This is a genomic window from Tepidisphaeraceae bacterium, assembly GCA_035998445.1.
Classification (GTDB): domain Bacteria; phylum Planctomycetota; class Phycisphaerae; order Tepidisphaerales; family Tepidisphaeraceae; genus DASYHQ01.
In genome coordinates this window covers 147477-166137 of sequence record DASYHQ010000061.1, presented here as the reverse complement: position 1 = coordinate 166137, position 18661 = coordinate 147477, and the positions used below count along the sequence as shown (strand labels likewise).

Annotated in this window: 15 protein-coding genes; 2 read left to right on the top strand and 13 right to left on the bottom strand. The window is 66.0% G+C overall.

Going from position 1 to position 18661, the window contains the following annotated elements; all coding sequences use genetic code 11:
• Positions 1–156: 156 nt before the first annotated feature.
• Both VGN72_23125 and VGN72_23120 read right to left on the bottom strand, forming a co-directional pair.
• Complete coding sequence (locus tag VGN72_23125) at positions 157–1629, bottom strand: hypothetical protein (protein HEV7302250.1); 1473 nt, start codon at positions 1627–1629, stop codon at positions 157–159.
• Positions 1630–1713: 84 nt separating this feature from the next.
• Entirely contained in the window at positions 1714–2505 is a 792-nt protein-coding gene (locus tag VGN72_23120) for a fumarylacetoacetate hydrolase family protein (GenBank protein HEV7302249.1), read from the bottom strand.
• 144 nt (positions 2506–2649) lie between these two features.
• Between VGN72_23120 and VGN72_23115 the strand changes: the two genes are divergently transcribed.
• Entirely contained in the window at positions 2650–3240 is a 591-nt protein-coding gene (locus VGN72_23115; protein ID HEV7302248.1) for a hypothetical protein, read from the top strand.
• 41 nt (positions 3241–3281) lie between these two features.
• Here VGN72_23115 and VGN72_23110 read toward each other — a convergent pair whose 3' ends face one another.
• From VGN72_23110 to VGN72_23095, 4 genes are all read right to left on the bottom strand, one after another.
• A complete protein-coding gene (locus VGN72_23110; GenBank protein ID HEV7302247.1) occupies positions 3282–4349 on the bottom strand; it encodes an NADH:flavin oxidoreductase/NADH oxidase in 1068 nt (355 codons plus the stop codon).
• 159 nt (positions 4350–4508) lie between these two features.
• The gene (locus tag VGN72_23105) at positions 4509–6971 is read right to left on the bottom strand and encodes a sigma-70 family RNA polymerase sigma factor (protein HEV7302246.1); all 2463 of its coding nucleotides are present in this window, start codon (positions 6969–6971) and stop codon (positions 4509–4511) included.
• A 749-nt stretch (positions 6972–7720) separates the two neighbouring features.
• Positions 7721–8902, bottom strand: a complete 1182-nt coding sequence (locus tag VGN72_23100) for a hypothetical protein (GenBank protein HEV7302245.1) — start codon at positions 8900–8902, stop codon at positions 7721–7723.
• Between the two features lie 299 nt (positions 8903–9201).
• Positions 9202–9888 (bottom strand): hypothetical protein, encoded by a 687-nt coding sequence (locus VGN72_23095; GenBank protein HEV7302244.1) that lies wholly within the window; start codon positions 9886–9888, stop codon positions 9202–9204.
• Positions 9889–10398: 510 nt separating this feature from the next.
• On the opposite strand from VGN72_23095, the gene VGN72_23090 reads away from it, so the two are divergent.
• Positions 10399–11130: a family 16 glycosylhydrolase gene (locus VGN72_23090; protein HEV7302243.1), complete on the top strand. Its 732-nt coding sequence runs from the start codon at positions 10399–10401 to the stop codon at positions 11128–11130.
• Between the two features lie 47 nt (positions 11131–11177).
• On the opposite strand, the gene VGN72_23085 is transcribed toward VGN72_23090, so the two are convergent.
• From VGN72_23085 to VGN72_23055, 7 genes are all read right to left on the bottom strand, one after another.
• Positions 11178–11963 carry a PEP-CTERM sorting domain-containing protein gene (locus VGN72_23085; protein HEV7302242.1) on the bottom strand — a complete coding sequence of 262 codons (786 nt, stop codon included), beginning with the start codon at positions 11961–11963 and terminating at the stop codon, positions 11178–11180.
• A gap of 240 nt (positions 11964–12203) precedes the next feature.
• Positions 12204–13895 (bottom strand): 1,4-alpha-glucan branching protein domain-containing protein, encoded by a 1692-nt coding sequence (locus tag VGN72_23080; protein HEV7302241.1) that lies wholly within the window; start codon positions 13893–13895, stop codon positions 12204–12206.
• Between the two features lie 244 nt (positions 13896–14139).
• On the bottom strand, positions 14140–14631 hold the full coding sequence (locus VGN72_23075; protein ID HEV7302240.1) for an SRPBCC family protein: 492 nt from the start codon (positions 14629–14631) through the stop codon (positions 14140–14142).
• Positions 14632–14716: 85 nt separating this feature from the next.
• Positions 14717–15130: a thiol-disulfide oxidoreductase DCC family protein gene (locus VGN72_23070; GenBank protein HEV7302239.1), complete on the bottom strand. Its 414-nt coding sequence runs from the start codon at positions 15128–15130 to the stop codon at positions 14717–14719.
• A gap of 48 nt (positions 15131–15178) precedes the next feature.
• Positions 15179–15964: a suppressor of fused domain protein gene (locus tag VGN72_23065; GenBank protein HEV7302238.1), complete on the bottom strand. Its 786-nt coding sequence runs from the start codon at positions 15962–15964 to the stop codon at positions 15179–15181.
• A 196-nt stretch (positions 15965–16160) separates the two neighbouring features.
• Entirely contained in the window at positions 16161–16373 is a 213-nt protein-coding gene (locus VGN72_23060; GenBank protein ID HEV7302237.1) for a hypothetical protein, read from the bottom strand.
• A gap of 261 nt (positions 16374–16634) precedes the next feature.
• Positions 16635–18155: a hypothetical protein gene (locus tag VGN72_23055; protein ID HEV7302236.1), complete on the bottom strand. Its 1521-nt coding sequence runs from the start codon at positions 18153–18155 to the stop codon at positions 16635–16637.
• Positions 18156–18661 lie beyond the last annotated feature (506 nt).

The following is an 18661-nucleotide window of genomic DNA, read 5'->3' as shown; positions in this document are numbered from 1 at the left end:
GTGCATGGATTCGCGCGTTGTCTTGCCCAAACCGCCGCCACGTTCTACCGCGGTCTTCGGCGAGACCCTTCGCGACTGCTCTTCGCGGCGCTGACGTTCATTCTTCCGCCTAGTGCACCGCGAACGTTGCGCCGCCCTACAACCCACCGTGAACCCTCACGGCAACTGCGACCGCGGCGGTGGTCCCGGGTTCGGCAATGGCGGATTCTTGGCCGGCTGGGTGCCGCTGGCCGGTGGTGGTGGACCCAGGGGTTGGGGCGGTGGTGGTGGCGCCGCCGCGGGGTCCGCGGGCGATGGCGCGGCCGCTTGAGGCGGGGCCTCTGCAGGAACCGGTGGCAGGTTCGGCGTGCCTTCGGGGCCGATTAACCGCTGTGCGCCGGTATACCGGGGCGTCGGCAGTTTCGCCTTCGTCTGGTTCGCAGCGACGCGGATCTGTTCGATCTCCGTCAGCACCTTCTGCCGGGCCGTCGCCAGTTCCTGGTTGGACCGCTGCAGCTCGAAGTACGCCGGTGGGTACGCGACCCGCACGAGCTGGCCGGTCTCGTCGCGGAAGACGCTGTTGGCCTCGATGCGCCGCATCGATCGCTCGTTGGCGGCCACCTCGTCGTCGATCGCGCGCACGCGGCCCTGGGCGGCGGTGAACTCGCGCTCGTGGACGGCGATCTGCTCGTTCACCTGCCGTTCCATCGCCTGCAGGTGCTGGAACTGGTCCTGCGGCACCCATGTGGCGCCCCAGCGGAAGAAGCCCTCGCTCGCCATGCGCTTGGCCAGCGCCATGTCCAACGGTGAGAACGTGGCGGCCAGTTTCTTCACGGCGCCGGCGAGCTTGTTGTCGCGGCTGTTGGCCTGCAGCGCCTCGGCGACGTTGTCGAGGATGCGCATGTCCTCCGGCGCCACCGTCAGCGCCCTGCCGTAGGTGTTCAGCGCCGCGGGCGTCTGGTTCTGGCGCATCATGACGACGGCGAGGTTGTTCAGCGTGGGCCCGTGAACGTCGCGACCCAGCGCATTGGCCGCGGCGTCGAACGCCTTGCGGGCCGCGGGCACGTCGCCCGTGCCGAACGCCAGCACGCCGCGCAGGTACAGCGCCGCCGGTTGCTGCGCGTCGGCCGACAGTACGGCATCGATGATCTTGCTGGCCTCGGTCGTGCGCCCCTGCAGCAGGTGATCGCGCGCCTCGATTAGCCGGTCGTCGAACTGCGACTTGGCCTGATCCGCCTCGGCCGGCGTCAGCCACTTGTCGCCGAACTTCACCAGCCCGCGGTCGGCGCGGTCCTTCCAGATGCGCAAGTCGACCTTCGCCACCTCCGCGACCGGCTTGCCCTTGGCGGCGGTAATGAATCGCTCGTACTTGTCGATGACGGTCTTCGGATCGGTCGCCGACGCCGTCGATCGCCGCAGCGACGCCAGCCCGGCGTCGCCGGTGGCGCCACCCTCGGCCGAGCCCACCTCGATCGACTTCACCTGGTCGTTCGTCAGCTGCAGGGTCTGCCCGTCGGCGACAACGGTCCAGCCGTCGGGCGTGCGCTTCACGTCACCGGTGAGCGTGCGACCGTCGGTCAGATGAATGGTGTCACCGCTCGATAGGGCGGCAGTGGTGGCCAGCGCGATGATGAAGGAAAGGGTTCGCATAAGGGGTGGGCCGACAAACCGGGGAACCTCTGCCACCGACAATGTACGCGCCACCCCCCGGCCCGCCAATCGGAAAATGCGGGATTAGACCACAAGATTTTCCAGTCGGCCGAGCCCCTCGATCTCGATCGCCACGCGATCGCCGGCCGTCATCCACAAAGGTGGCGTGCGGGCGAAGCCCACGCCGTGCGGCGTGCCGGTGAGGATGACCGCGCCGGGGCGCAGCGTCATCGTGCTGCTGAGGCTCGAAATAATGCTGGCGACGTCGAAGATCATGTCGGCGGTCGTCCAGTCCTGCACGGTTTGCCCGTTGAGCGTGGTTTTGATCGACAGGTTGTTGGGGTTCTCGATCTCGTCGCTGGTGACGATCGCCGGGCCCAGCGGGCAGAAGCCGTCGAAGCTCTTGCCGCGCGCAAACTGCCCACCACCGAGGTTCTTGTCGCGCTGCCAGTCGCGGGCCGACACGTCGTTGCCGATCGTGTAGCCGAAGACGTAGCTCAGCGCGTCGGCCGGGCTGACGTCGGTCGCCGTCTTGCCGATCACCACCGTCAGTTCGGCCTCATAGTCGATCTCGCGGCTTAAGCGTGGAATGCGGATCGGGTCGCCGGGGTTGTTGAGCGTGTTGCTCGACTTGATGAAGAGCATCGGGTGCTTCGGGATGGCCGAGTTGCTCTCTTCTGCGTGCTTGCGGTAGTTCAGCCCGATGCAGAGGATGTCCGTGGGCACGATCGGTGCCAGAAATTTCTCGATGCGCACGGTGCGGCCGGTGAGGTGCAGCGAGTTGAACAGGTCCCCCTCGATGATCTCGGCGGTGCTATCGTCGATCTGTCGACCAAAGTGGGTGGCGCCTGCGTGGATAAAGCGAACGATCTTCATGGCGGCTAAGGGTACGCAGGGTTCGCCGGGTGACAAGGGAACCGCCCGTGACGCGCGACCGGCACCGGCAGACTTTCTCCGCCGACAAACGCGATCTGCATCGCTAAAGTTCAGTGCCTGTTCGTGTGGAGCGGTGCTATGCCAATGATGAAACGACGCAAGCGCAACATCCTCATCGTGCTCGCCGTAGCGATCATCGCCGCTGCGCTGGCGTTTCAAGTTGAGGTGACGCCGATCAGGGCGGCCGCGCCAGCGAGTCAACCGGCGACGACCCGTGCGACGACCACTCCATCGGCGACTCCGATCGCGGTGCAGTCGTTCGCTGCGTTCACCTATTTCGAGACGAGCTGCGCCACCTGCCATGGCGAGTATGGCTCAGCCTACGGTGACGCGGCCATCGACGAGCTGAACGACACCGAGCTGAGGACCGCGATCCACAACATGGCCGACGGGCCGGGCAATGCGCCGGTCGACCCACCGAAGCTGCAGGTGCTGTTCGATTACCACAAGGCAATGATCGCCAAGGCGCCTTTCGTAGTGGTTACGAAGAAGGAAAGCGCCGACGGCAAGACAACGATCGAAGGCGAAGTTTCCCCCGACGCCTCGGTCAGCGTCGCGGGCGAGAAGGCGTCGGTTGATGGCCATGCGTGGAAGGTGACCGTGCCGATGGCGGAGCGGTACCCACTCAACGTATCGCTCGGCGAACGCACGCTCGAACGGACGATCGATAACTAGCCCTCAGAGCCCTCAGCCCCGAACATCACGAACATGTAGAGCTACCACGCACGTTCGTACTGCACCGGCGGCGTGATCTTCGCGCGCAGGGCATCAGCTGCCCGGCGCGGCCAGTAGGGATCGCGCAGCAGCTCGCGCGCGAGAAACACCAGGTCGGCCTGCCCGGTGCGCAAGATCGTCTCGGCCTGGTGCGGCTCGGTGATCATGCCGACGGCGGCGGTCGCGATGCCCGCGCCTCGCCGCACCGCAGCGGCCAGTTCCACCTGGTAGCCGGGGCCAACGGGGATCTTCGCGCTGCGCGAGACGCCGCCCGAACTGCAGTCGATCGCGTCGACGCCCGCCTGCTTCAGTTGGGTCGCGAGGCGCACCGAGTCGTCGATCGTCCAGCCGCCCTCGGTCCAATCGGTGCAGGAGAGTCGCACGACTACGGGCAGGTGGTCGGGGATGATCTGCCGTACGTCGCGCACGACTTGCATCAGCAACCGCGTGCGGTTTTCGAACGAGCCACCGAAGTCGTCGGTCCTCCGGTTCGACAGTGGCGAGTAAAAGCTGTGCAGCAGGTAGCCGTGGGCCGCGTGGATCTCGAAGACCTTAAAGCCGGCATCGATCGCGCGGCGAGTGGCGTCGCGGAACTGGAGGCAGATCGAATCGATGTCGGCCGCGGACGCCTGTCGCGGCGAAGGATAGTGGGGCGCGAACGCGTCGCCGGCGACGCCGATCGGTTGCCAGCCGCCCTGCTCGGGCGCCACGGCCTTGCCGCCATCCCACGGGGCCGCGGTAGAGGCCTTCCAACCGGCGTGGGCGAGTTGAATCGCCGGCACCGCGCCGTGCTGCTCGATGAACCGCGTGATCCGCCGCCACGCATCCACCTGCTCATCGTTCCAGATGCCCGTGTCGCCGGGCGAGATGCGGCCGATATCCGCAACCGCGGTCGCCTCGCTCATCACCAGCGCCGCCCCACCGACTGCGCGCGAGCCCAGGTGCACGAAGTGCCAGTCGTTGGGCACGCCGTCGGTTGCGCTGTACTGGCACATCGGCGCAACGCCAATGCGATTGCGGAGGGTGATCGATCGAAGCTGGAACGGTTCGAAGAGCTGAGCGGAGGACATTGCCTATGCTAGGCGCGCTGGTGAATGGAAGATTGGAACCGCTCGGCGGAGGTCTCAAGCCGTCGCGATGTGACGACCAGGCATCTCTCGCCATAGGCGGCCCGTTCATGCTCTTTCGTTTGGAACGCAAAGGCACGGGCGAGCCGCCCGTGGTACGGATTAGCGCCGTCGCCGACGCAGCAGCGCCGCGGCACCTAGACCCAATAGCGTCGTGACCGCGCCGGGCTCGGGCGCGGAGATGGCGAACAAGGTCAACCCATCGGTCTTGCCGCCGATGAGGTTGTTGTCGACATCGCGCCAGAACGTCTGCCCGGTTACCAGCGACCAGTCGCCGTCGGCGTAACGCCACAGCTTCAGCCCAGACTCGTCCAGCCCGCGGTTGGTCGCCAGCGCGTCGTCGTAGCGAACGCTGACGTCGACGCTGTCGGGCACCACGTCACCCGTGTCCAGCGACCAGACGCCGATGAAGCTGTGCCCGCCGGGCAATTGCGGGATATCGCTGCGGTCGGTCGACAGCAGCGAGACCGTCACGATCTGCGGCGGCGGATCGATGACCAGCCGAACGCTGTTCACCAGATCCAGCGTGACGTCGGTTTGGCTCTCGCCCCACGTGAACGTGTTCGGCGAAGTGGCCGACGCGTGCGCGGGCAACGTGAGTTGCCCGCGGTTCTGCGCGAACCAGCCGTTGTTGCCACCGATGGTCGGGTTCTCGATGAGGTTGTCGACCTGCGCGAAGTCGGCCAGCGCCAGTTCTCGGTCCTGCCCGTAGCCGTCGGCGATCACCTGTCCGTTGTTGACGAACGTGCCGCCGGGCGCGTCGATGCGCCCCCAGCCGCGCACGACACCCGAGCCCATGTCGCTGCCGCGCACGATCACGAACGGACGATCCGTGAGCGGCAGAGGCAGCGTGCCGATGGGAACGCCGCTGAGCGGCTCGGTCGTGATGTTCCCGCTGCCGAGCGCATCGCCCAGCAGCAGCGTGCCGCGGCCGCGCCCACCGACGACCATGCCCACGGACGCGCTCGACCCGTTGCGCGCAAAGCGCAGTTCGCCGCGCCGCAACAGGTAGGTTCCCGAGCCGCCGGCCCCTTCGCCCAACAGCAACTGCGTGGTGATGTTCAGCCCACCGTTCTGCGCGAGCGTGCCCTGGCCCTCCCGGCCGATGTCTTCAAGGCCCGCGACGAGCGTGCCGCCATCGATCGAAAGCGTGCCGGAGGTGCCGGCGGCCGCGCCGACGGAAACGGTGGGCCCCGCGATGCGCCCGCGCATCGGCCGCCGGGCCGCAGAGGCGATGAAGGCGGACCCCTGCGATGGCGCGTGCGAGACGCCGACGGCCCCACTGCTCGTGCCGACATACGTCGGCGCGATCGACGCGATCGCATCCTGCCCATCCACCGGCGAGCCCGCCGTCGGTGCCGCGGGCGGCCGACGCGAGGGTTCGTTGGCCGCGGCGCGCTGTTGCGCGTCCACCTCGTCCCGGTCGTCCTCGCGAACGATCGGGTCGGGCAGGTTCATACTGCTGGATGTCGACGTCGACGTGCTGGCGATCACCGTGGGGAACGGGTTGCCGCGCGGGCCTGGCGGCGGCAGTAGGGATGGCGTCGTCCGCGGCGCGGGCGCCGGCGACTGAGCAGGCTGCGGCGCGGGCACGAAGGTCGTTGGTTGCGGGGCGTGCGCCACGTCGCCGATCATCGCCTCGGGCGACATTCCTTCGGGCGCGGTCGCGTAACGATCCTGCGGCAAGGCAGGCTGTGGCACCGGGTCGTTCGCCGACGCCTGCAGTTCAAACCGGGGCAGGTGGAACTCGAAGCGTAAACCTTCGATCCACTGCCGTACGTGCGTTACGAGGCTGGGGATCGATTCCGGCGCCCGCACCGCCGCCATGCTGCCCCCCGCTACGGTTGCCAGCAGCATCACGACGGACGCGACGATCTTCAGCTTGCCGAGCGACACCACCGTGTACGTGCCGTTCATCAGCGCCAACACGTTGGCCGACACCGCGCCACTCAGGCTGTGCCCGAGCATCACTTGCGCGGCCGCGTCCACCGTGCGCTGCGTCAGCGCTTGTCCGAACGCCGTCTCCAGCAGCGGCGCCATGCCGGCCGACAGCACGGCGCCATCGGTGATCGCCCCGCGACGCTTCAAGCGTTCGCCGAGCATCGTGCGGGCGCGGTGCAGCCGCACGCCCAGCGCACCGGGCTTCAGGCCCAGTTGTTCGGCGATCTCCTCGCGCGACAACCCACCAAAGTACAGCGACACCAACGGCAACCGATACTTCGCCGGCAGCTTGGCCAGTTCTTCACTTAGAACGTGCCCGATCTCGCTCAGGTCCATCGCCGACGGCTTATCGTCGTCGTTGATAATGCCGTTGTTCTCCGCACTGCGGCGGGCCTCGCGCGCTTCCCGTCGCTTGCGGCTCTTGCGCACGTCTAGGCTGGTTCGCTTGGCGACCTGCCGCAACCACGCCGGCAAGTGGCGCACCGGGTTGCCGCTTTTGCACTGTACCGCCAGCGCCAGGAAGACCGCCTGCGTGGCGTCCTCGGCATCGTGGGCATCTTTACACGTGCGCAGGCAGACCGAGAAGACCATCCCGGCGTATCGCCGGACGATCTCCTCGAACACCTGCTGCTGCCCACTGGCGGAAAACTCCGCCAGCAGGGTCTCGACAGGCTCATCAGCAATCAGACTCGTTGCGCGCAGAACGTCCTCCCAAGGCTACAGTCGACGCCGCTAGGACCGCGATAACGGGAAAACTTTCCTTGTTGTAACTTTTCACGCTGCCAGTCGTCTCTATGGGCAGCAAAGGCCCGCAAGGATGTAACGGCTAGCATACGCCAACCTGGCTTTCCCGGCCAGCGCTGGCCAGCCATCCGACCCCAATCCGGGCCATCCCTCTACCAGACAGCCAATTCGGGTTTACGCCCGAGACGATCGCAGACGAGGTGTACCGACGAACCAGGAGTCGGTCGTCTGAGTGGTGTGTTGCCGCTCGCACTTCGTTACCAGCACGGGCCCCTCTGCCGGTCCGTGCTTTTTTATGCGCCGCGCGAACAACGTGCGTCAGCTGCGATCTTTGGCTCTTCGGTAGGACAGGCATTCCTTGCCTGTCTCTCCCCCCCTGTCTGCTTGTCCCCCCGTATTCAATGAAGAAGAGTTAGACGCGAAGGAATCGCGAAGGTGGCGCGTAGAAGAGGTTGAACCACAGAGGACACAGAGAGCACAGAGGCAGACACAGAGCAGGAAATCCCTCTGATTGGGATTTGGTCTTTGGGATTTTGTTTGGCATTGGGGCTTGGGATTTCGCTTCCCCTCCCCAAAGGCCGGCAGAAGACGCCCGCCCCACGGCGTCTCCCGCCGCCTCCCCGCACTCCCTACTTCTCCACCTCAAACTGCCGCTCCGCCAGTTGTTCGCGGACGACCTTGATCACCGCGCTGTTCAGCGTCTCCGCCCCACCCTTGGCCTGTTCCTTTTCCTTCTCCGCCACGTACTTCCCACGCTCATCGTTCAGCGCGTTGATCTGCTGCTGCAGTTCCGCGCGCTTGGTGGCCTGCCCTTCCACGTACTTCGCCCGCTCTTCCTTCGACAGCTCCTTCATCGGCTCGGGCAACGCCTCGGCCGGCAGCGCTTCCAGTTTCACCTCGCCGTCCTTCAGCGCATCCACCAGGTCCCACTTGGCGTTGTTGTACTGCGCATTGGCCTTTGCCACCGCCCGCTGCACGTCCGCCCCGGCCGCGGCGGCGCTGGGGGCACTGGTGGCGACCATGTCCTGATTCGCCTGCCGCAGGGCGCCGACCGCCCCCGCATCGCCGTACGGCACGTACGTCTCGTTCAGCTCCAGCGACAGCTTGCGGATCTTCTCATCCTGCGGCGCGATGACCGCCGGCGCCGCCCGGTTCTGGTCGATCCACAGATACCGCCCCTCCCCCAGCCGCGCCCCGTCCGCCCACTGGCCCGATCGGCCAGCGTTGTCATCGCCGCAGTGAATCGTGTTGACGATCACGCCCCTGCCCACCGCCATGCCGATCGCCGAGCGATAGTCCACCTCGCCCTGGGTGAACGGCTCGTTCCCCGCGATGAAGATCGCGCGGTACGCGTCCTTCTCATCGGCCCACACCAGCTCGCGGGTCGCCGCCCCGATCACCGTCCCGCAAAACTCGCTGCCACCGTTGGTGCGCAGGCCCCACAGCTTCTCGCTGACCAAATCCAGATCGCCCGTGAACGGCTGCACCAGCCGCACGTGCCCGTTGGCGCTCGGCAGCCCGTCGTTCCCATACTCGTACAACGCCACCTGCAACCGCGGGCTCTGCCCGTCCCGCTTGCACCGTGCGAACTCGTTGACGATCGCCCACAGCTGCGTGCGGGCCTGATCGATCAACCCATCCATGCTGTTGGACGTATCCAATAGCAACGCGATCTGTATCACCGGCTGCCGATGCCGCTGCCCATGATCCACCACGATCGGCTCATGCCCCCGCACCACCCCACCCGGCAGGAATGCCACCGACGCCCCCGCCGCCACCAACGCCATCAATCCCAATCGACGCTTCCGCATAACCGGCTCCTTCGTTGAAAGTCTGCCCGTTTGGACGCACCGCCATCCGGAAAGTTCCCGGAAGAATGAAGTCTGAAGTGAGGACCGCTCTGACGCCCACCGACCGCAGTGTGCCACCGGCGGCTTGCCCGCCCGTGGCTGTTTCTGTGGAACGAAGACACGGGCGGGCAAGCCGCCGGTGGCACGCGCGGCTTGCCCTTCCTGCTCCGCCCTTCGCATCTCGGCGCGCAAAGGAACGGGGCGCGCCACACAGGCCGCGCCCCGTTCTTCACGTCAAACTGCAAATGTCAGACGTCGGCCTACGCCGCGATCTTCGCCGGCGTGCCGGTGTTGGCGCTGCTCACCGTCGTCGTCATGCCGGTGGGGGTCACGCCGAAGTTCACGACGAACTCGCCGACCTTGCCGACCGCCGTCGAGCGCGTCGCCTGGATCTGGTACATCACGCTCGGCACGCCCGCCGGCACCGTGGTGTCGGTGAACGACCGCTGCCCGCTGCCGCCGATGTAGTGGTACTCGCCGGTCGACGCCACCCTGCGGTAGACCTGGTAGATCACGCCGTGGCAGCCCGCCGGGTTCTTGCAGGCGAACCGCAGGTCGAGCGAGCCGTTGGTGTTCAGCGTCACCTTCAACTGCGTCGGCTCGCCGGGGTTGCCCACCGCCGCGGGCGTGGCCGGCGCCGGCAGGCCCGCCAGCGTGTAGATGCCGTCGCCCGACATGCGCGCCTTGGCCCGCACCTGCTCGATGACCGCCGCGCCGGCGATCGCCATCTGCTCCACCGCCTGGTCGGCCGCCTGCACCGCCAGCTTCGCCGCCGCCTGCGCCGACAGCTGCGCCTGATACAGCGTGCGCGCGCCCTGCGTCTTCGTCTGCAGGTCCGTCACCGCCGCCGTGCTCGTCCCGATCGCCGTGGCGTTCGTCAGCAACGCCTGCACGTGCGTCTCGAAGAACGCGATCTTCTCCTGCTTCCTCTCGGGCACCATTCCCATGATTCGACTCCGTTCCACGTTGGGCACCGCCCGCCGCCCGGCCCGATCCGCGCGATCGCCGGTCACACGACCAGCCGCGCCGCCGACGGCGATCACGACGATCGCCCCACCCCCCTTCCATCGGCCCGCCCGCCGCGCGACTGAAGCGCCGCCGCAACCAAATCCCCCCGCCCGTCGCCACGCCCCCACCCCGTCCCAGAATAACCGCCCCCACCGCCCCCCAGCCCCATCGCCCCCCACCCGACCCGCCACCCCATGCCCCCGGAACGCCACCCCGTGCCCACGGAACGCCACCTCGTGCCCCCGGAACGCCATTCCGTGCCCGCGGAACGGAACCCCGTGCCGCCGGAACGACGTTCCATGCCCGCGGAATGGAACCCCGTGCCCCCGGAACGACGTTCCGTGCCTATGGAATGGGATTCCGTACCCTCCGAACGCCATTCCGTGTCCATGGAACGACGTTCCGTGCCCATGAAATAGAATCCCCTGCCCCCGGATCGGAATCCGGTAGTGGGTCAGTTTCAACACCTTCCCCCGTGGCACGGGTTTTCAACCCGTGTCTTCGCTCCAGAACACGGGTTGGAAACCCGTGCCACTTCAAACGGACCCACTGCCCGGAATCCCGTGCCCGCCGCGTCCCGCCCCGCCCCGCCGGGTGCCACGGTACGGTACTCCGTGCCGTGTCTTTCCCCACGGCCTCAAGCACGGCTTGGAGTACCAAACCGTGGCACCCGGCACCCGGCACTGTCGGGCCATAAGACGCCGGAGACGTACTTCAAGTACGGCAGCGTGGAGTGGGTCGCGAAGATGCCCAACCGCAAGGGATCGTGGCCGGCGCTGTGGCTATTGCCGGTGGCGGGCTGGCCGCCGGAGATCGACGTGTACGAGGGGTTTGGCTACAACGGGTCGTGGGTCTTCGCGTCCGATCTCTCCACCAACCTGCACGGTGGCGACAAGCTGCAGCGCACGTTCACCCGCCCCGCCATGCGCATGAAGATGTCGACCTTCGGCCTGCCCAACACGCTCGACAGCGACTTCCACACCTTCGCCGTGACGGTGGATGAGGACCTGATCACGATGTTCGTCGACGGCGTGGAAACGATGCAGTACGCCAACCCCTTTAAAGGCGAAACCTGGTACCCATTAACCAACGTCGCCGTGAAGGCGAAGCCGGAGTCGAAGTACGAGGACGGCTCGGGCGCGATGGTGCTGAAGTCGCTGAAGGTGTGGCGGAAGGAGTAACGGCGCAGGGCGGGGCGACATCGCCCCGCCCCGCTGCACGTCATCGGTCAGACGCGGCGACGGCGGCCGAGCAGGACGAGCGCCCCACCCAGCAGGCCAAGCGACGCCGGCTCCGGCACCAGCGTGGAGTTCAGTTCGGCGACGCTGACGTGGAAGAACTTGCTGGTGTTGTTGTTGTTCGGGCCGGCGTCGATGTCGACGACGATCTGCCACAGGCCCGAGCCGGACGTCGTCTCGACGGGGCTGATGCCCGACACGCCGACGACGTTGCCTTCGTTGTTCGACGGGTTCAGGAAGACGCTGGTCGTGCCGGCGGCCCCGGTGACGGCGTACTCGGTCTCGCGGTTGTCGGAGACGAACAGGCGCGAGGCGAAGAAGTCGAGGCTGTAGACCTCGGTCGGGCTGAGGTTCGAGAACGTCAGGCGGACGCCCTGCACGACCAAGCCATTAAACGTACCGACGTTGCCGTACAGGTTGTCTTCCGTGGCCGTGCTGGGATAGCTGCGCGCAGCCGCCTGGCCGCTCGGCGTCGGCGTGCCGTTGGTGTTCTCGGCATTGAAGCCGACGGCGTTCGTGGTGCCGGGCGGGTTGGCGATCGTCAGCCGGTAGCCGCTGTCGGTGCCCGTGGTGTCGTTCAGCACCTTGTTCGGCACGGTATCGTTGGCCGTCCCGATGTTGTTCCACGCGCGCCCGACCGCGTCGGTGCCGGTCGCCGTGTTGCCGAAATCCATGAGGATCTTCGCCCCGAACGCGGGCGTGCCCAGAGACAGGCCTGCGAAGGCCATCAGTGCCAAAGATAAACGCCGTTGGCCCACGAGAACGCGATTGCGCATGGTCGATCTCCCTTGTGCAGACGGCGCATGCGCCAACCTGCGACTCCTCATTCCTAATTAGTGCCCGTAGGACTTGTGATACGTGCCCTAACGACCGAGTATAACCCGGTCCCCATACGAGATGCAATCGTTTCGACGCGGATGCGCGAGCGCGTGGCCGACCGCTACCGCGTACTGCAGCGGCAGTCGTCACAGGCGGCAACGTCTACTCAAAGTGAAGCGTAAGGAGAGCTTGCGCGTCTACATCCACCAGTTCAGGTCCACGTCCAGGAACACGCTGTCGTGCAGATCGACCTCGCGGATCTCGGCGTTGTCGACCTCGTCCAGTTCCTGACCCTTGGCGACCTTCTCGGCGAGGGTCATCATGCGGTCGTAGTTGGTGGCGTGGCCGCTGAAGCGTTGGATGCCGTAGTCGACGGCACCCTGGGTGTGGATGACGAAGGGCCAGTCGCTGGCTTGCAGCAGCAGCAACTCGCGGGCGCCGCGGTCCATCAGTTCCTTGACCTTGGCGTTGGTCTGCCAGGGCAGCTCGTGGAGCAGCTTGAGCATGCGGCCTTCGGCGCGGTACTCGATCTCCCACATCCACTTGACCTTGTCGTTGATCCAGACGCTGTGGTTGCCGTTCTCGCCCCAGCTGCCCTCGGGCAGGCGCATGACCTTGTCGGGCGGGTGGTGGTACATGGCTTCTTCAGCCGTCATCAGCTTCACCTGGCTGTCGTTGGCGAGGGTGAGGATGACGTCGCGTAAAAACTGCACGCCCTCGAACCACCAGTGGCCGAAGAGTTCCGCGTCGAACGGCGCGACGCAGACGCCCTCGCGGCCGGACCAGAACTTGTATTCGCCTAAGACCTGCTTGACCACGTTGACGAAATGCTGCGCGTGTTCGAAGACCTTGGCGGGGATGTCGTCGGGGTAGTAGAGCTCCTTGTCGCTGAGGGCGGTCTTGTTGCTGGTGACCTTGTGGTAGCGCAGGCCGCGGTCGCCGTGCTTGCGGTGGAATTCCATGTACTGGCCGGCGCCGGGGTAGCCGATGGAACCGCTCCAGACCTGTTCGCTGATCTTGGGGTGGCGGGCGAAGGCGAAGGTTTTCGGGGCCTCGGGCCAGCTGGCAACGCCGGTGGGTTCCAGCGGATGACGCCAGCCGCGTTTTTGGTCCCAGTGGAGCTGTTGTTCACCAACCGTGCGGAAGTTGCCCTTCTCGTAGATGCCGAGTGGTTGGCCGCCGGTGACCATGTGGGTGTCGACGAAGAAATGTGTGACGCCGGCGTCGGCGATGAACTTCTCGACGCCGGGGCGTTGTCGCGGGTTGTCGTACAGGACGGCGGGCATCCAGTGATCCCAGTTGGGGCGATAGGCGCACTCGGGCAGCCACATGCCGCGGGGCTGAATGCCAAGCACGCGCTTGCTGGTGTTCACGCCGGCGCTCATCTGGGCGGCCATCATCTGGTCGTTCAGCAGCAGCGGCATGTAGGCGTGCGTCGCGTTGCTGGTGAGGATCTGGATGTGCCCTTCCCGGAAGCGCTTGCCGAACTCGCCGGGGATGTCGCGGCCGATGCGGTCGAAGTGCTCGAGCTTCTTGCCGTACCAGTCCTGCCAGCGTTGCGCAAGGTAGGCCTTGTGCCCGTCGCCGGCCTTCTTGAAGTCGGCCTCGTCCTGCTTGGCGCGGGCGATGCGCTCGTTGCAGTAGATGATGAAGCCGTCCTTGAAGCGCTGGTGCGACAGCTGTTCGAGCAGGATGGGCGTCAGGCCGATGGTTAAGGCCGGCCGCGACTTCATCAACGCGGCTTCACCGACCATGTCGAGCAACGGCAGGTACGTCTCGGCGGCCGCCTCGTACAGCCACGCCTCACCGTGCGGCCAGGAACCGTGGTGCAGGACGTACGGCAGGTGACCATGAAGGACGATGCAAAGCGTGCCGAGGGATTCGCTCATGAGGCCGGCAATCGTAACCGTGACGGTGGCGGTTGACTATGCGCAGAACGGCGGAGGGGACGAGTTGGCGAACCGCTAGCTTCGTGCGACACCGTCAGTCGGCATTGGCTGTCATCCCGATGGGAGGCTTGCCGACCTGAGGGATCTCCCACGGCCGAACATCGCTCGCCTATCGAGATCCCTCCCGTCGCCCTGGGCTCCGCTCGGGATGACAACTTGCGCCGACCGGTCGCTCGGCGCTCGCTCACACTTTGCGTATCTCCACCTTCGCCTGCACCGCCCTCACCAGCCCCATTCGCTCGGCGATCTTCGTCCGGCGGTACTCGAAGATCTCAATGAGTTGCCGGCGCACCATCAATGCGTTGGCGATGCGGCCCAGTGGCCCGAACGGCACACGGTAGAGCACGCGGTCGCGGCAGAGGGTGCCGTCTTCGACCTGTTCGAACGTGTGCTGGTGATGCCAAAGGTCGTACGGCCCGCTCAGCTGCAGATCGATGAACTGCCGCGGTGGCGACCAGTCGATAATGCGCGTGCGCCAACGCAGCGGAATGCCCGCCCAGCGAATGCGGTAGTCGATGTGCGTGCCCTGGCCGATGTTGATCGGCCCGTCGGCCAGCACCTCGAAGTTCATCCATGGGGGCGTGATGTCGGGCAAATTCTCAGCCCGGCCGAAGAACGCCCAAGTGGCCTGCAGGTCGGTCTTCACGACGATGGCATCAGTCAGTTCGTAATACACGCCCCATCCTACGCACGGCAGAGGCGGGTTGGATGTGTCAGCGGGGAAGTCCGCGCCGGTTTTGAAAGGATGGGTCGGCCAGCCGCTAACCCAGGAAGCGATCCGCCAGCTCAGGTGTCGGCATACGGCAGGCATCGGACCGGCCAAACAGGCGGTAGCGGTTGCCCGCCACGCGATCGTACAGCCAGTCGGCGATCGGTCGCGGGATCGCAACGCCGACCTGGAGCAGTGGCCATGGAAACGGCAGGTGCCGCACCAAGCGCAAGACGGCCGCGGAACGGGTGAAGGCTTGGCCGCGATCGATCACGACCAAAGTCTTCAAATTGATGGGTTGATCGTAGCTGGCGAGCAGTTCCTTGCCCGCGGCCGATTGCTGGCTGGCGAACTTGAACCGCCGACCGTGGTCGCGATCGATCAGGAAGTTGACCGCGCCGTTGCACAGGTTGCACTGGCCGTCGAACAGGACGACGAGAGATTGTCGCGGTGGCGCTGCGGGCATTCTCCCCCATCATAGCCCATCTGAAGACGCGCGGTGCGCGAACGGCCCTTAGAACGGCCACCAGCCCTTGCGCTTGCAGGCGTTCTTTCGACCCAGCGTGACGACTTCCACCTCCGTAGGCGGCACGCCGGCCTTCTCGAAGGCCGCGAACAGCGACTCGGTGCCGCCCTTCAGTTTCTGGTCCATCTCCTCGGAGTACAGCGGACAGAGCGCGTAGAAGTGGACCGTGCGCCCCTCCAGCTTCAGCTCGTGAAACCCCTCCGGCGTCAGGAGCGGTGGCAACAGGATCGAGCCGATGAACTTCGTGTTGTCGGCGAACGGCTCGGCCGGGTCGCCGTTTGGGATCGTGTGGCCAAAGCCAACCCATGTCGAGTACTCGTGCGGCATGCGGGCGATCATCTTCAACCAGCCGATCGGCCAGTACGCCTTGGGGTCGCTGTTGATCTGCCCGGGCTTGTCCTTCGATTCCAGTGGCCAATCGGCCGGCAGGTTGATCATGAGTTCGGCGAAGCGAACGTCGTGCGCGCCCTCGGGCGTGTTCATCGGCCGGTCGCTCATGCCGCTGGTCACCAGCGAGTACCATGGGCGATCATCGGTCGGCTTTACCACGTGCACGTCGATGTGCACCAGATCGCTGATGATCTCGTGGAAGACGCTGTCGACCTCGCCCAGGTGGGCCGCGATGTGCGCCTCGACCGCGCCGATCGTCTCCATGTCCCCCACCGCCGGCTCGAACGGTTTGGTGCGTTCCTTGTGACGATAGATCGGCTGACCCGCCAGCGAGCGTTCGGCGGATTGCTCAGGGTTCAGGTCGTACTCGTTGTCGTCGGCCATCGCGCATCCCTCCTGGTGGAGTACGGATGGTTCCATCTGGCATGGCGCGATGCAAGTGAAAAATGCAACGATGCGATGGGACTGCGATACCCGTCGGCCAAGTACCGACTTAGTACCGTCTGACGGACCGCTCCCACGCGACGTGGCCTGAGGATCGCTCCGCCAACCGTCCAACGTCACACCGACGTACGCTCGTTCAGGCGGAGGTGCTATCGGTTTCGGCGGCGTTGCGGGCCCAGTTGCGGCGCAGGCCGAGGATGGCCGAGAAGACGAACAGCGGCATCGCCAGGAACGACAGGCCCAGATCGTGCGACGCGGCGTTCATGAACGACGAGACGACGATCGCCATCGTGATCGACAGCACCGCAAAGATGATGATTTCGCGCACCGAGGGAATGAATTGACGCATCCGTGTGTCCCGAAGATAGAACGACGCCACACAAGCCGTTCACGGCTCGGCTGCGTCTGGTTGTTCGCAAGGTTGGCTCGTTCCGAACGCGTCAGCCCCGACAACGTCCGTCCCGCGCACCATACCGATTAGGATCGGCAGATTCAAAGGATTTCTTGCACCTTGAACCGCCGGATCACCCCATCAGTGCCGACACGTGTGTCGGCGCCAACAGACGCGACTCGATACCCGTGGTTCCTACGCCCGAGGACAAGCCGGGGTTCACTTCAACGTGGCGATGGTCCACTTCAGCGGGCTCATCCACGTGCCGGCTTCGTTCGCGGCGCTGAGATACCAGTTCCCACGTGGCCGGCGGGCCAGCAGCGACACTTCCAATCGCAGCGTGCGGCCCGTGGTCAGCGGGTCGCCCGCAACGATTGCCGTGGCGGGCAGAAACGCTTCAACATCATAGTTCCCATCGGCATTCACTTGCCCGGCAACCTGTGCATCGACGGGCGGTGAGGACCGTCGTGGCCACTTCAGCACGACGGCGCCGCGGCCCTTGTCTGGTAGTGGCGCGAACCCGATGTAACAGCGGTCGTCGCCCGCTCCGTATTCTGCAGGGCGGTCGATCGCGTGTCGGCCGACGAAGATCTCGATCGCGTCACCGCCGAACCACTCGGTCAACAATGCCGACGGATCACCGCGTGGCACGCGGGCGGCAACGTACAGGCCCCCTGGCCGCCAGGCGAGCCACAGTTTGGCGGCGGCGGCGTCGGGCGCGTCGGTGGGATCGCTGGACAAGGCTTGCCGGGTGGCGGGGTCGGTCCAGTCGTCAAGCGCCCCGTCGACCGTGATCGGCATCGTTGCGGCTGCGATCGCGATGCGCTTGGCCGGCTCGCCCTGCCCGGCCCGAGGGCCGTCGAACGCGGCGTTGTCGAACAGCAGGATGTCACGGCGCTCGGTGGTCGCCAGCACACCGTCGGGCACGAGCGTGGCGGCCTCCATGTTCGGGTGCAGGAACATCACGCTGCGCGGCGGCACGGTTGCGGCCTTGGCGGGGTCGCCGTTCACCACGTACCGGTTCGGCCCGAAGACCGTCAGCACCATCAGTTCCTTCCCGTCGGCCGACATGTCCGCGGCCGTCACGGGCGTGCGCAACGCCAAATCGGCCACCGCTTCCATCCGTTGTGGCACCGGCTTGGGCGCGGCCAATGTGAACCGCAGCACCTGCGCCACGGCCGCGTCGCGCTGCTTCGACACGATGTAGCCATGATCCTGCCAGACGAACAATGCCTCGGCGTCGAACGGGTCGGCCGGGTACGCAAGCGGGTACCGCGCCTTCACCCGCAGCGCCGGCGCGCCCGCGGGCACGGGCACGCTGGGGTCAGGCTCGTCGATCTGGTACACCGCCGGCCCGCGATCGCGCCGGCGGGCGTTGTTGCCGATGTCACCGATGTACAGGTGACCGTCATCGTCGATCGCGATGTCCTCCCAGTCGACGTTTTTCGCACCGATCGTGTACGTCGCCAGCAGCGTGCCGTCTTGCTTCACCGCGAAGATGCGCGGCGCGTTGCCGCTGTCGTCGTGCGTCCAGAACACGCCGGGATGCCGCCGACTTGCGACGATGCCGGAACTTTCGGTGATGGCGGGGTCAAGCTGGCCGATCTTGTACTTCACCGCTGGCGCGGCAGCGGCCTGGGCACGGGCGGGCAAGGGGGCGAGCCCGAAGGCCCAGCAGAGGACGAGCGTGCAGATGCAGATGGCTGTGGTGCGGGAAACGATTCGTTGCGTGGCCGTCATGCTGAAAGCGTACCGCAGAAGGTTAAGTTGACCTATGCCGCGGCGATCGCACATCGTCTGAAACACCCGCCGCTTGAGATGGCGCTCGATCACCATCGCGTCCGCCGATCGCGTTGCACGGACGTCTCGCCGATGCCTGCGACGTCACGCGGGAGGCATGTTGTGTCACGTTTCATGCATGCGATGTCACGAAAACTCGATGTAACGTGACTTTGCATGCATCAAACGTGACACAACATGCATGCAACGTGACTCCGCATGCATGAAACGTGACCGCGCATGCATGAAACGTGACGGCACATCGGGTTTTCGTGACCTCCCACGCCGTTAACGTGACATACAACGCGGTTTGGTGGGTAGTCGGTCAGCTTATACGAGCCGATCGTGATCCCCCTCTCCCGGTACCCCGGGGGAGGGTAGGGGAGGGGGCTTCCGCCCGACGCAGTACACTTGAATAGCCGGAGCGCCCCCTCCCCAGCCTTCCCCCGGGGTACCGGGAGAGGGGG